We start from the raw sequence: 12194 nt of genomic DNA on the forward strand, positions 1-12194 counted from the left end.
CAGAGTTTTGACTAAACTCATCAATAGGAATATCAGAGAACTTGCATTAAATATCCAATTTTGAGAAGCAATTATGACTGATGAGAAAAACATCACTGATGAACAGAGCGCCGAGGAGTCACTTTGGGAGTTTCCGTGTGACTTCATGTTTAAGGCGATGGCCCACGCGGTTGAAGGCGTGGAAGATGAAATAGTCGCTGCCATTCAACAGCATGTCCCTGGTGATTATACACCCTCGCTTAATCCGAGCAGAACCGGTAAGTATGTCTCGGTGACGGTTAATTTTACTGCGACTTCGAAGCAACAGCTTGACGAGATATACGTTTCAGTAAACGCCATTGAGAATGTGAAATTTTGTCTCTAAATGGCTGATTTATAATGAGTAATAATGTTGCGAACAGTGCCAAAGAACCTCTATTGGATAATCTCATTGAGATTAAACACCTTGGCAGACAAGCCTATGAGCCTATTTGGCGGCAAATGCAGCAATACACCGATACTCGAGACGAAAATACGCCAGATCAGATATGGCTCGTCGAGCATGACCCGGTTTTCACCCAAGGGCAAGCGGGTAAAGCAGAGCATATCCTAGCGCCCGGAGACATCCCGGTCGTACAAGTTGATCGTGGGGGGCAGGTTACCTATCACGGTCCAGGGCAACTGGTGGTTTATTTCATGCTTGATTTACGCCGCAAAAAATTGGGCGTGCGCGAGCTGGTAACAGCGATTGAAAATGCAGTGGTGAGTCTTTTGTCTGAGTATCAAATTTCAAGTTCGCCAAGAGCTGATGCACCCGGGGTATATGTCGGCGAAGACAAAATCTGCTCGCTGGGCCTGAGAATTCGTCGCGGCTCTTCGTTCCATGGCTTAGCGCTTAACGTTGACATGGATACCTCGCCTTTTTCGCGTATTAACCCCTGTGGTTATGCGGGAATGAAGGTTACACAAATCGTTGATCATGCTGGTCCAAGTAGTCTTGCAAAGGTCGCGGATGATTTAATTGGTGCTATAATGCGCAGCCTGAACTACGAGCAAAGTATCATCGTAGAATAGCTAAAGTGTGAATAACGCCCGTTTTCCGGGTTTTCGGTAAGTGAAGGTTTCAGAAATGCGTAAAGGCGAAGCAATTCCAGTGATCGTTAAAAGTGGTAGCAAGTTCGAGACCGAACATGGATTTAACGCGATTAAAAACGGCGTTAAGTCTCGCAGCGGCGCTCATCCAGAGCCCTTGGGTCGCAAACCTGGCTGGTTAAAGGTCCAATTACCCACCGGCGGTAAATATCAGGACATGAAAAACAACGTACGCACTAACCGTCTTGCAACGGTGTGCGAAGAGTCAATGTGCCCAAATATCGGAGAATGTTGGAGTGCAGGTACTGCGACAATTATGTTGATGGGGGCCGTTTGTACCAGAGCCTGTCGATTTTGCGCAGTTGATACTGGTAATCCTAATGGTTGGCTGGATAAAGATGAGCCGCAAAATGCTGCCGAATCAGTTGCTGCTACAGGATTGAAATACATCGTATTGACCTCGGTGGATAGAGACGATTTAGACGATGGCGGTGCTCAACACTACGCCGATTGCGTTAAAGCAATCATTAAAGCGAGCCCAACGATTAATGTTGAAGTATTAACGCCCGATTTTAAAGGCAATAAAGACCACCTAGAGATTGTTTTAGATTCCGGAATCAAGGTTTTTGCACAAAACTTGGAAACAGTAAAACGCTTAACTCATCCAGTGCGCGATCCGCGCGCTTCGTATGAAACGACGATGGACTTGTTAGCCCACTCTAAAAAATATCGACCCGATATTTTAACCAAAACCAGCCTAATGCTCGGTCTAGGTGAAACTGACGAAGAAATTATGGAAACCATGCAAGACTTAAAAGCCATCGGATTAGACATAGTAACTTTTGGTCAGTACCTGCGCCCTACACCGAACCATTTACCGGTAGAAAGATATGTGACGCCGGCAGACTTTGATAAGTACCGCCAATGGGGATTAGAGCTTGGCTTTAAAGAGGTCGTTTCTGGGCCTTTCGTGCGTTCAAGTTATCGGGCGGAGAAAGCGCTTGAAGGAAACAATGCTGGTATCAAGAACACTTAATCCTTGGCGTTAGCAACACATTTGACTGTTTTCAAGCGCCAAGATTGGCCAGTTTCCTCGAAGTTAAGCCAACATTGATCACCCTCTAATGTTAGACGGAACATCGGTGGCTTTTCAATTTGCTTGCCGCCGATTTCGCCAAAACGGATATCAAAACTGTTACTAGGCTCTATTGCGATACGACTATTTTTCGTAAAAGCAAATTCAGTGAGTTTCACCGGTTTGTTGACTGCTTTAGAAATGATATCAGTGAGTTCTTTAATGGAGTCCTCTGTATGACTTGGTATCAGCGCATCGATCGGATTAGCTGCTCCAATGGTTTTACAACCACTGAGAGCTAGCGCACTGAGTAAGACTAAAATTGCCTTTTTATACATCATTAGGATACTCACTATTTAGAGCGGATCATAATCTTGCCGAGAGGGTCTGAGTCGACTTTGATTTCAAGGCCATTGGCTTGTTTTTCGGCAGTTTGTAGGTTGCTTTTAGCAATGGCTGGAGCACTGCAGGTTCCTGTTTCTCGGAATTGAAGAGCTTGGTTAAGAAGTGCTTCGTCGAGGTCTCCGAAAGCGTGATTGAAGTCATCGGCAACAGAGCAACCTGGAACCACAACGCCAAGAGAACCTTGGGTGTTTTCAGGGCTAAATCCATCCGGATATTCGCCAAAACCTTTGGCATTCACTCCCGTAAGTTGAATAGTAAAATAAGTAGTTCCACAATTATCTGTCGGGAAAAAACCGTATGGTTTGCCACAGGTTGTGTCACCAATTAATATAACTTCAACATCGATCCCGCGTAAGCCATTGATCACGGCTTCGCTTGCCGAACAGGTACTTCCAGTTGTTAAGATGAATACTCTACTTAAGTTGAGAGATGGAAGAGGGACGCCAGGAGTCGCATTTCCCGCTCCGCTAAGACTGAAGAATGGCACTGGGTCTTCGGGGGCAATTTTGTCGTTATATACTATTTGTTCAAACGTTTGGCCTTCAGTTTGAGTAGGCCCAGCTATCATGTATCCCAATTCACTAGCAATAAACAATCGACCTCCGCCGTTGTACCTCAGGTCTAGTACTAGGTCTTGGATATCTTGAGATTCAAGTTGATTGAATGCGTCGATCAACTCAACTTCAGAGAAAGCTTGGAAAGTATTGTAGACCACATATCCAACATTACCTGAACTGGTCTGTATTACATCGTTGGCCAATATCGCCGATTCGGCGACTGCTCCAGAAGTCATTGTCACCGTTCGAGTTTCTGTTGCGCCCAAATCACGAACAAGAAAAGTGTGAGTCTCACCTTCCGAAGAGGGACTAATACCGGCATTAAGAATTGCAAGATCAGATTCGGAATTCGCGTTTATAACATCGACACCATCAATCTCTAAAACTTCAGCGCCGCGGAACAGGTTAACAGCTGCGGCAGCACCATTCGGTTGACTAAATGCTACGCGGAGTTCTCGCGGTGGAGTAGAGCTGATCAATGCCCATTGAAGACCATAACCGAACGAAACGCCTGATTGGCTTCTTTGTAAGTAGCTCTCGGTGCTTTGTGAAAAATGAAAGTTATCTTTTGCGTTGCCATTAGGTGTTAGTTCCTGAGTTTTTAGGACGTCAAAGTAGCTCTCAGTATCGCTAAAATTGGCGGGGTTTTGATCAATAATTTCGTTGTACCACAGGTAAGTTTCATTACTCCATGAACGTAACCAGTTATTTTCTAGCAAAGTTGAACCCTGAACATCAGGAAACGTATTGCCCAAAATGTCGGAGCCAGAACGAGGAACCTGACATCGATTTTTGAATTCCTCAGATGATTCAAACACCCCCTCATTCCACTGAACAGCATCACTACCACCGCAACCAGAAAGCGCTATTAAAGCCGCCGATGCGACAGCCATCAACGAATAAGAAAGTTGTTTTTTCATTGAATTACCTACCATTATTTACTGCCGTTACAACGCTACATTATTGTATTGGAGCGAGAAACGCGGGATTTAGTTCACAATCGAGAGTTATTTCTATAGTTATATAGCAAAGTAAAACAAAACAAAAGGTTAAAAATTTACTTACTGCAAGCCTTTGTATAGCTATTTTTCGCTTGTTATTACTGGTCTGAGGAATTAAATTCAGTAACTTAACATTAACAGCGACCTTATCGGTCAGTCGAACAACAGAATCCGCTTCAATGTACATTCCAAAACATTTCAACCTTGAGAGTCGAGAGTCGCAATTAAAATTCATTCGTCAGAATAGTTTCGGTGATATTGTGACTTGTTTTAACAATCAATTAGAAATCAATCACGCGCCGTTTTTAGTTGATGACTCAGATAATTTCTTGTTATGTCATTTGGCTAAAATGAATAATCATTGGAAATTTATAGAAAAAGTGGACGATCTGAAGGTTCTATTCAAAGGACCCGACTGTTACATTTCGCCTTCATGGTCCTCAAACCCTAATACCGTGCCGACTTGGAATTATGTAAGCATACAGGTTTCGGGGACGGCTACAATAATCGACGATGAACAACTCATTGAGCTGTTAGAAAATTTGAGTCAGCAACATGAAGCGCAGTTTGAAAGACCGTGGACGATAGCAAAGATGGAACCAAGAAAATTTACTGCAATGCGAAAGGCGATAGTTGGGCTCAAGATTTCTATTGATTCAATTGAGGCAAAGGTCAAGCTCAGTCAAAATAAAACAAGCGAAGAACTCAATGAGTTAACAGAGGGACTCTCAAAAATGAATGATGAAAATTCTCAAAAAATCTTAACGTTAATGCAAAAAGCAAGCGATCTTCAAAGATAAAAAAGTGCTGTTTAAAACTTCCAAAACACTCTTGGAATCGTTTATCAATCGCCTTAAAAAAGGAATGGTATGAAGAAAGTCTTTGCTCACGAAAATCGCTTAGTGGCTACTAATATAAAAAATATACTAGAAGCTCATAATATCGATGTTATGCTCAAAAATGAATTTGCATCTAGTGCAATTGGCGAAATTTCACCTTTCGATAGTTGGATAGAGCTATGGGTTAAAGATGTTAATGATTATGAGCGCGCGGCATCTATTGTCGCTAACTCAACGGAGAATACAGGCAAAGATTGGCTGTGTGTTGACTGCGGAGAGAATAATGGGGCTGCTTTTGATTTCTGTTGGAATTGCCAGTCAGAGCCGAGTTAAACAAGTGTTATTAGAAGGGACAGTTAAAAGATGACGGGTAAAAAACAATCGCTCTTAATAATTTTTCTGGCTTTTATATCGCCATGGAGTTGGGCGAAAGAATGTTCGACGATTGACCAAGTAGATTGGCTGTTAGGTCAATGGGAGACTGTCAGTAATGGCAACCTTATCAGAGAGAGCTGGCAAATTGTCGACGCTCGAAATCGAGCAGGCACAAGTACCACTCAAAAATTGGGTACTACGCGAACGTCTTTTATTGAAACATTGAGAATCGTTGAGATGTCAGGAAGTATTTTCTATCTAGCGAAAACACCTCAAAATCAATTACCAGTTGCGTTTAAATTGATCCATTGTGATAACGATAGACTCAAGTTTGAAAACTTAGTGCATGATTTTCCTAACATCATAGAGTATCAACGAGAGTCGAATGTAAAAGTCAATGTCAATGTGAGTGGCAAAAACTCGCAAGGCTTCCAGTTAAGTTATCAGCGCGCGAAGCCCGTCGCTAATCTTGACGTCGTTAATGAGTTTATTCTCGCTTATAACCGAAAATCACTCGCCGAAATGCTGGCCTTTGCTCATGATAAAATACGTTGGATGAGTATTAAAAATAATAATGTCACTGTAGAGGCTGCGAGTAAAAAAGCACTACGAGAGGCAATGAAAGGCTATTTTGAAGGGAAAAGTCAAACAACTTCAAAGTTAGAGAGTGTCACCCAAAATGGCGCGTTTATTAATGGCATAGAGAGAGCCTCATGGATAAGTCAGGGTCAATTAAAGCATCAGTGCGCTGCAGTCGTTTACGAGTTGGAAGGGCTTCTTATTAAAAACGTTTGGTACTTTCCAGCGCAAAAGTGTGGCGTTATCAATGATTAACGCGTGAGTAGCTTAAATATAGTATGCAAACAGAATTAGCAAAACTACTTAGCGAGATCAAGGCTTGTCGTTTATGTGAGGAACACCTACCGTTAGGCGCTAACCCCGTGTTGCGGGCGGCCCCTTCTGCGAAAATATTAATTGCCGGACAAGCCCCAGGAACAGCAGTTCATAAAACCTCGATACCATTTAACGATCCCAGTGGTGAGCGGTTGCGTGATTGGATGGGAGTTAGTCATGCGCAGTTTTACGATCAATCGAAAATCGCCATCGTACCAATGGGTTTTTGTTATCCTGGAAGAGGAAAAAGTGGAGACTTACCGCCAAGACCTGAGTGTTCGCAAACATGGCATCATCGCTTATTCAGTCTACTGCCCAACGTTGAACTAATTTTACCTATCGGTCAGTATGCACAAGCGTTTTACTTGGGGGCGTCGCGCAAGAAAAATTTAACCGAAACTGTTCGGGCATGGCGAGAGTATTTACCTCGTTATTTACCGCTGCCTCATCCCAGCCCAAGAAACAATATTTGGCTGAAACGCAATGATTGGTTTACGGCCTCTGTGTTGCCCTATTTACGTGAATCTATCCATAAATTAGTCTAATATATGGATAGGCAGAGTAATAAAATGGCTTCGCGATATTGGCGATTATTCCGCAAATTTTATTTAGTCATTTAGGTTTTTATCAAGTCGTACTGGTTTTTATTGGTTAGTACAGGTTTTTTTTTCGGTAGTACGGGTTTTTTGGGTAGTACGAGTTAGTGACCTCAATTATTTTAGCGAAAATTAAAGATACCGATTTGATGAGTGCGTTGTTATTGATTGCTGAAAATTAAGCTTGCTCGTTTTTGTACCTGCATAGCATGCATGATTTTTTTAATTTTATTTTTTCAGGAATTTAATGGCTGTAAAACATAATTGGCTCTCAGACGAAATACTGCATACTCAGTACTTGGGGACTGTGGATGGCGCTGAGCTTATAAAAGCAGCTCACGAGATTGGATCAGACCATCGAATGGAGAAGGTTCGTTTTATTATCGGTGATTGGACTGATATAGAAAATGCTGACATTTCTCCTGAAGATATTCGCGAACTTGCAGCTTATATTTATGCATTGTCAAAATCGTATCCGCTCGTATGGAATGCGAGTGTTGTACCCGATAATGAATCAGGGTTGGCTAGAGCTTCATTGTTTGATGTTCTAATCGAAGGGTTAGTGTGGAAAACCGATACCTTTTATCAGCTAGAGGATGCTTTTCAATGGTACAAAAAAGGTATTGAAACAGAACTTCAAAAGAAAGCGCCGTGAGAATCATTGTACTTAATGTAAATAAATTAAACGTTCAAAAATGGTGATTGAGTGTCAGAAAAGATAAATAAGGAAATTACACGATGCCAAAGTTGCGGGATGCCTATGAGTGCTGAATTTGGCAATTTTGGAACGGAAGCGGACGGAGCAAGTAATTTCGAATTCTGTAGCATATGCTATCAATCGGGTCACTTTGTCAATCCAAACCAGACCCTCGCAGAGATGATAGCAAGTTCTGTTGACAATATGACTTGTGAGCTAGGGATGCCTGTTGATCAAGCGACACAGCTGGCGAATGACTTTATCCCAACCCTCAAGCGCTGGCGATAAAACAAAAATTTTTATCGCTCGCTTAATTCTGTATCTCCGTCAATATTGAACGCTACAAAAACTAATTACGCCATAAGCTTGTTAAAGTTGCCAAGCGTAAGAAAACTTCATAAATACTGCGCGGTCAGTTTTTTCAATCGATGAAACCGTATCATCTTGAAATCCACCATCTGAATATCCGGCAAAAAATAGTGTTTGCGGATTAACTTTGTACGAATAGAGTAATTGCATGCTCTGCGATTTATACTCAGCATCGACGTCATCGATATAATTGGCTTGGTTTTGACTGACATCGGTGCGTTGCAATGTAAAGCGCAAAAAGCTGCGGACATCAAACTGATAAGTTAAGCGATAATTGATTATCTTCGCGCGAAACAGTGATGCACCTGCGGCGTCAAAATCGACAAAGTTATATTCTAAGCGAGTTAACCAGTGAGTGTTGATTTGCCATTCTATCTCCGGGCGAAGTCTAAATTGTTCACCAATACGATAATTGTCAACGTCAACCTTATCTCCCCACTCAGTAAACAATTCTAATTCAAGTTCGCCAATTGGTCTGAACTGGCCGCGCATATAGTGGAAATTCTCGCGGTACAATTCGGGGTTGAGATCGCCATTGTCTAGTGCATACCAAAGTCGATCTCTGATGCCTGCGCCTGCGCGAAATTCAGATTGATAGGCACCATTAACCGCAAAACGCATCTCTAATTCTTCCTCGAGAAGTTCACCAGATTGATCCTCGGTTCGGTCATAGTCACCACTCAGCGCTATGCGAGTCCATCCATTATTCCCATTATCTGGGAACCATCGATGACCGCCACCGATAACCCATTTGTTGAAATCGCTACGGCGGATAAAACCCAAGTCAGCTCTGAACCCTTCGTCAATATCCAGATAACTAAAATCAGCCCACCAGTTACGAGATCGATATTTATACTCAGCGACTAATAAATCACCACTCATCGTTGGGTCGACGATAAGATCGGTTTCGTCTGCAAACGCGTCAACCATTTGCGCCGGGCTTTCGGTGTCAGTGGCAATGTATTGTAGCGAGACTGAATTAAACTCATCTAACCAGTAGTTTCCATCAAAAGAAAAGGTACGGTTATCATAGTTGTCAGCGGAACGATGGGTGTACATCAACCCAGCGGTATTTTTATTGCCGAAATCATAAGAATAGCGAAGTACTTGGTTCTCACTCGAGGTATCACCAAGGGCTTCATCAAATGAGTATGAACTTGAACCAAGGCGACCTGGTATTATCATCTGGGTGGTTTCGTCATTTACTACGAAAGCCCCAAAGCTGTGACCGTTCGACTGACCAGTGACTTTAACGCCATAGTCGGGGGCGGCAATATTGCGGGTATAAACCAAATTACGTAGGGTATTAAAGTAATCTCGTCCATCGAGAAAGAAAGGCCTTTTCTCTTCTAAAAATAATGAGTCAGTATTGTTGACATCAAGTTGAGCCGCGTCGGCTTCAACCTGTGAAAAGTCAGGGTTTAGCGTCGCGTTTAGTATGATGTCTTGGGTTATTCCCCAGCGAAAGTCTAAACCAACTTCATTGTCGATTCCGCTGTCCTCCCAAGGAGAGAACGCATCTTCGCGACTTTCGGTTTGACCGATAACTAAAGTGGGCGTGAATTGTAGGCTTTCAGAAGGCTTAGCGTTAGCAAACCCGCGTAAGCGGTCAAATTGACAAACCCGACAAGAGATATTGCGATCAACAGGCGTGTTGGCGAACCGATGACGAAATGCGCGTGGATAGAACCTTAATATTTCAAACCCCCATTCTTGAGGCTCGGAGCTCTGTGGAAAACGAAGTGATTTGAACGGGATCGCCATTTCGACGACATAGCCAAAGTCGGTTATCTTACCTGCGCTATCCCACAGTGCATCCCAGTTAGAGTCGTCACCACGAAAATCCTCCTGAGTCGCATCGGCTTGAATACCGAGCGCATTAACAAAAAACTGGAACGCTTTACGTTTTTCACCAAAAGTATCAAATTTAATTCCGACAAAATCGCTTTCCCAAATCTTGTCGCGATCAGTCAAATAGTCTCGAATAGACTCCGGGTCGTTATCATAGGCAATAAAGCCGATATGGATCGCGTCACCATTTTCAAATAAGTAGGCTTCTGTTCTGGCGAGCGGAGTGGTATTTTCGCCAGGGTCAGTTTCATAATTGAGATCGATTTTAAGTGCTTGTTTCCAAACGTCTTCTGTTAGATCCGCATCGATATCAATTTCAACTTCAAGGTGAGGAAGTTCATAGATGTTGATTTGTCGTTTCAGGTTGATCTCTTGTGCGTTTGTCGTCTCCGTCAAACATAAAAGCAAAATAAGACTGTGAACACAGAATGCAAAAGTACTGCGTGATCGCGTCATTCGATAGTTATCCCCAATTAAAACTGCCCAGACTATAGTCAAAGAGTGTCTAAAACTGAAACGGAATATTGTTTCAGATTGTTAGTATGTAAACCAATTGATAGAACACCAGTACGTAAAACCAAAGCGTCCAGATAGTGGCACCTAAAACATCGGACCACTTAAGCAAGTTCGGCTTTAGAAACCCAAAAAGGACTGCTACTATATGCGTCTCTAAGTATCATCCTGATGATAGTTAACCTTGCGAGTCTTCTTAATATGAGCAACTTAAAAACTTTACGAGCGTTTTTTCTCATCACTTCAATAATTGTTTTGCAAGCGTGCGAGCAACCAGTTCCAAACAATCAGTTGCAAAAATTAAAAGCGGAGGGGCAAGCGTATCTTGCCAAAAACAAGTCAGTCAGCGGAGTAACTGTCACCGAGTCTGGACTGCAATACCAAGTATTAGTTAATGGTGATGGGATCAAGCCGAGCGCATCGGATACTGTGGAAGTCCACTACGTGGGGACGCTTATTAATGGTGAGGAATTTGATAGCTCCTACAAAAGGGGCAATACGATTAGCTTTCCATTAAACCGAGTCATTAAAGGTTGGACTGAAGGGCTGCAATTAATGCCTGTCGGCAGTAAGTATAAGTTCACTATTCCTTATAATTTGGCGTATGGGGAGCGAGGAAAAGGTAGCACTATCCCGCCTTATGCCACCCTAATTTTCGAAGTTGAATTGGTGGCAATTAAGTAGCCGAACAATAGGCGACAATAATAAAGCTACACCGATTGAGTCAAACCGACAGCGTAGAGACTTTATAACTTGAGAATTTCCAGGACTTGGCAGGTGCTATTATCAACTTGCCAGCGGATATCAAAATCATACAATGAAACCGCATATACCTTATTATCAATCTTATCTTTCTTATAAGCCGGGCGTGGATCCTGGCTGAGTACTTGGTCAATTAACTTCCTCAGATCGGGGTATCGCTGTTCAAAACGGTCCAGTTGAGATTGTGCTTCAGCTGAAAAAATAACGGAAAGCAATGGACTCGGTGAATCATGAGCGAAGCCTCCGGTAGCATCGCTTAAGCTGTCGGCATAAGGAATATAGGGTTTGATATCGATGATTGGTGTTTGATCGAGCAAATCGACTCCCTCGATATCAATAAACAATTGTTCATCCGATTGTCTGAGCCGCTCAAATCTAACAACAGAGAGCCCAACCGGATTGGGGCGAAAGCTACTTCGTGTTGCGAAGACGCCGATTTTCTGATTGCCACCTAATCGTGGTGGACGTACTAACGGAGACCAACCTTTGCTTATGTTTTGATGAAAAATAAAACTCAGCCAAAGGTGACTAAATTGTTCGATACCTAGCAGCGCTTGCGGGTCATTATAAGGCGCTAACATCTCAATCGAGGCTTTCGCATTACTCAATCCGGGTTGCCGAGGGATTGCAAACTTTTGTTTAAAAGGGGAGTGAACGACTCCGATAGTATCGAATTGAAAATGCATACGAATTATTAATTTAAAAAAAAGTAGTCTACTTGTTTTGAGAATGTTTTAGTAGAGTTAGTTTTGGGTTAATCTAGAGACTCTAGGCAACCATCAGTTAAGCTTAAAACATGACTCATTTTATTCAAGGAGAAGGTGCTCATGAGTAATCATAATAAAATAAATTATATTGAGTTTCAGGTGAGCAATATTGCCAAAACCAAAGCCTTTTTTGAGCAAGTGTTTGGTTGGAGTTTTACAGACTATGGCGAGGAGTATTGTGCGATTAACGACGCTGGTATTGATGCGGGCTTTTATATCAGTGACAACCAAATGCGAGCGGAAAGTGGCTCTGCGTTGATCGTTTTATATTCTGAGGATTTAGCCACAACCCAAACAAGAATCGAGCAAGCCGGCGGAGAAATCAGCAAGCCGATCTTTAGCTTTCCTGGTGGTCGAAGGTTTCATTTTCTTGACGTTAATGGCAATGAATTTGCTGTTTGGAGTGAATAATTATCGAGACA

General features: G+C 42.6%; 15 protein-coding genes. 11 read left to right on the forward strand and 4 right to left on the reverse strand.

Features of this window, described 5'->3' with window-relative positions:
- Positions 1-73 precede the first annotated feature (73 nt).
- Genes ybeD through lipA form a run of 3 tightly spaced genes read left to right on the forward strand, consistent with a single transcriptional unit; the run spans position 74 to position 2107 of the window.
- Positions 74-364 carry a DUF493 family protein YbeD gene (gene ybeD, locus FLL45_RS14045; protein WP_142942685.1) on the forward strand — a complete coding sequence of 97 codons (291 nt, stop codon included), beginning with the start codon at positions 74-76 and terminating at the stop codon, positions 362-364.
- A 14-nt stretch (positions 365-378) separates the two neighbouring features.
- Positions 379-1053 carry a lipoyl(octanoyl) transferase LipB gene (gene lipB / locus FLL45_RS14050; RefSeq protein WP_142942686.1) on the forward strand — a complete coding sequence of 225 codons (675 nt, stop codon included), beginning with the start codon at positions 379-381 and terminating at the stop codon, positions 1051-1053.
- Between the two features lie 55 nt (positions 1054-1108).
- Positions 1109-2107 (forward strand): lipoyl synthase, encoded by a 999-nt coding sequence (lipA, locus tag FLL45_RS14055; protein ID WP_142942687.1) that lies wholly within the window; start codon positions 1109-1111, stop codon positions 2105-2107.
- On the opposite strand, the gene FLL45_RS14060 is transcribed toward lipA, so the two are convergent.
- Entirely contained in the window at positions 2104-2487 is a 384-nt protein-coding gene (locus tag FLL45_RS14060) for a hypothetical protein (protein ID WP_142942688.1), read from the reverse strand. The genes lipA and FLL45_RS14060 overlap by 4 nt on opposite strands.
- Positions 2488-2498: 11 nt before the next feature.
- Positions 2499-4028, reverse strand: a complete 1530-nt coding sequence (locus tag FLL45_RS14065; RefSeq protein ID WP_185964466.1) for a S41 family peptidase — start codon at positions 4026-4028, stop codon at positions 2499-2501.
- Between the two features lie 260 nt (positions 4029-4288).
- On the opposite strand from FLL45_RS14065, the gene FLL45_RS14070 reads away from it, so the two are divergent.
- From FLL45_RS14070 to FLL45_RS14095, 6 genes are all read left to right on the forward strand, one after another.
- A complete protein-coding gene (locus FLL45_RS14070; protein ID WP_142942690.1) occupies positions 4289-4909 on the forward strand; it encodes an FMN-binding negative transcriptional regulator in 621 nt (206 codons plus the stop codon).
- 69 nt (positions 4910-4978) lie between these two features.
- A complete protein-coding gene (locus FLL45_RS14075) occupies positions 4979-5281 on the forward strand; it encodes a putative signal transducing protein (RefSeq protein ID WP_142942691.1) in 303 nt (100 codons plus the stop codon).
- A gap of 30 nt (positions 5282-5311) precedes the next feature.
- A complete protein-coding gene (locus FLL45_RS14080) occupies positions 5312-6157 on the forward strand; it encodes a DUF6265 family protein (RefSeq protein WP_142942692.1) in 846 nt (281 codons plus the stop codon).
- A gap of 23 nt (positions 6158-6180) precedes the next feature.
- Positions 6181-6762 carry a uracil-DNA glycosylase family protein gene (locus tag FLL45_RS14085; protein WP_142942693.1) on the forward strand — a complete coding sequence of 194 codons (582 nt, stop codon included), beginning with the start codon at positions 6181-6183 and terminating at the stop codon, positions 6760-6762.
- Between the two features lie 298 nt (positions 6763-7060).
- A complete protein-coding gene (locus tag FLL45_RS14090; protein ID WP_142942694.1) occupies positions 7061-7468 on the forward strand; it encodes a hypothetical protein in 408 nt (135 codons plus the stop codon).
- Positions 7469-7519: 51 nt separating this feature from the next.
- Complete coding sequence (locus tag FLL45_RS14095; RefSeq protein WP_142942695.1) at positions 7520-7798, forward strand: zinc ribbon domain-containing protein; 279 nt, start codon at positions 7520-7522, stop codon at positions 7796-7798.
- An 81-nt stretch (positions 7799-7879) separates the two neighbouring features.
- Here the strand turns inward: FLL45_RS14095 and FLL45_RS14100 are convergent, their stop codons facing one another.
- Positions 7880-10186 (reverse strand): carbohydrate binding family 9 domain-containing protein, encoded by a 2307-nt coding sequence (locus tag FLL45_RS14100; protein WP_142942696.1) that lies wholly within the window; start codon positions 10184-10186, stop codon positions 7880-7882.
- Positions 10187-10444: 258 nt separating this feature from the next.
- Between FLL45_RS14100 and bamJ the strand changes: the two genes are divergently transcribed.
- Positions 10445-10927: a BamJ family beta-barrel-assembly machinery protein gene (bamJ, locus tag FLL45_RS14105; protein ID WP_246075831.1), complete on the forward strand. Its 483-nt coding sequence runs from the start codon at positions 10445-10447 to the stop codon at positions 10925-10927.
- Positions 10928-10989: 62 nt separating this feature from the next.
- Here bamJ and tsaA read toward each other — a convergent pair whose 3' ends face one another.
- On the reverse strand, positions 10990-11691 hold the full coding sequence (tsaA, locus tag FLL45_RS14110) for a tRNA (N6-threonylcarbamoyladenosine(37)-N6)-methyltransferase TrmO (RefSeq protein ID WP_142942698.1): 702 nt from the start codon (positions 11689-11691) through the stop codon (positions 10990-10992).
- Positions 11692-11832: 141 nt separating this feature from the next.
- On the opposite strand from tsaA, the gene FLL45_RS14115 reads away from it, so the two are divergent.
- A complete protein-coding gene (locus FLL45_RS14115; protein WP_142942699.1) occupies positions 11833-12183 on the forward strand; it encodes a VOC family protein in 351 nt (116 codons plus the stop codon).
- Positions 12184-12194: the final 11 nt, after the last annotated feature.

The organism is Aliikangiella marina (genome assembly GCF_007004765.1).
Taxonomy (GTDB): Bacteria; Pseudomonadota; Gammaproteobacteria; order Enterobacterales; family Kangiellaceae; genus Aliikangiella; species Aliikangiella marina.

Bases quoted from the DNA above. Each gene is read 5' to 3' on its own strand.
- ybeD (WP_142942685.1), top strand. From the start codon at position 74: ATGACTGATGAGAAAAACATCACTGATGAACAGAGCGCCGAGGAGTCA.
- lipB (WP_142942686.1), top strand. From the start codon at position 379: ATGAGTAATAATGTTGCGAACAGTGCCAAAGAACCTCTATTGGATAAT.
- lipA (WP_142942687.1), top strand. From the start codon at position 1,109: ATGCGTAAAGGCGAAGCAATTCCAGTGATCGTTAAAAGTGGTAGCAAG.
- FLL45_RS14060 (WP_142942688.1), bottom strand. From the start codon at position 2,487: ATGATGTATAAAAAGGCAATTTTAGTCTTACTCAGTGCGCTAGCTCTC.
- FLL45_RS14065 (WP_185964466.1), bottom strand. From the start codon at position 4,028: ATGAAAAAACAACTTTCTTATTCGTTGATGGCTGTCGCATCGGCGGCT.
- FLL45_RS14070 (WP_142942690.1), top strand. From the start codon at position 4,289: ATGTACATTCCAAAACATTTCAACCTTGAGAGTCGAGAGTCGCAATTA.
- FLL45_RS14075 (WP_142942691.1), top strand. From the start codon at position 4,979: ATGAAGAAAGTCTTTGCTCACGAAAATCGCTTAGTGGCTACTAATATA.
- FLL45_RS14080 (WP_142942692.1), top strand. From the start codon at position 5,312: ATGACGGGTAAAAAACAATCGCTCTTAATAATTTTTCTGGCTTTTATA.
- FLL45_RS14085 (WP_142942693.1), top strand. From the start codon at position 6,181: ATGCAAACAGAATTAGCAAAACTACTTAGCGAGATCAAGGCTTGTCGT.
- FLL45_RS14090 (WP_142942694.1), top strand. From the start codon at position 7,061: ATGGCTGTAAAACATAATTGGCTCTCAGACGAAATACTGCATACTCAG.
- FLL45_RS14100 (WP_142942696.1), bottom strand. From the start codon at position 10,186: ATGACGCGATCACGCAGTACTTTTGCATTCTGTGTTCACAGTCTTATT.
- bamJ (WP_246075831.1), top strand. From the start codon at position 10,445: ATGAGCAACTTAAAAACTTTACGAGCGTTTTTTCTCATCACTTCAATA.
- tsaA (WP_142942698.1), bottom strand. From the start codon at position 11,691: ATGCATTTTCAATTCGATACTATCGGAGTCGTTCACTCCCCTTTTAAA.
- FLL45_RS14115 (WP_142942699.1), top strand. From the start codon at position 11,833: ATGAGTAATCATAATAAAATAAATTATATTGAGTTTCAGGTGAGCAAT.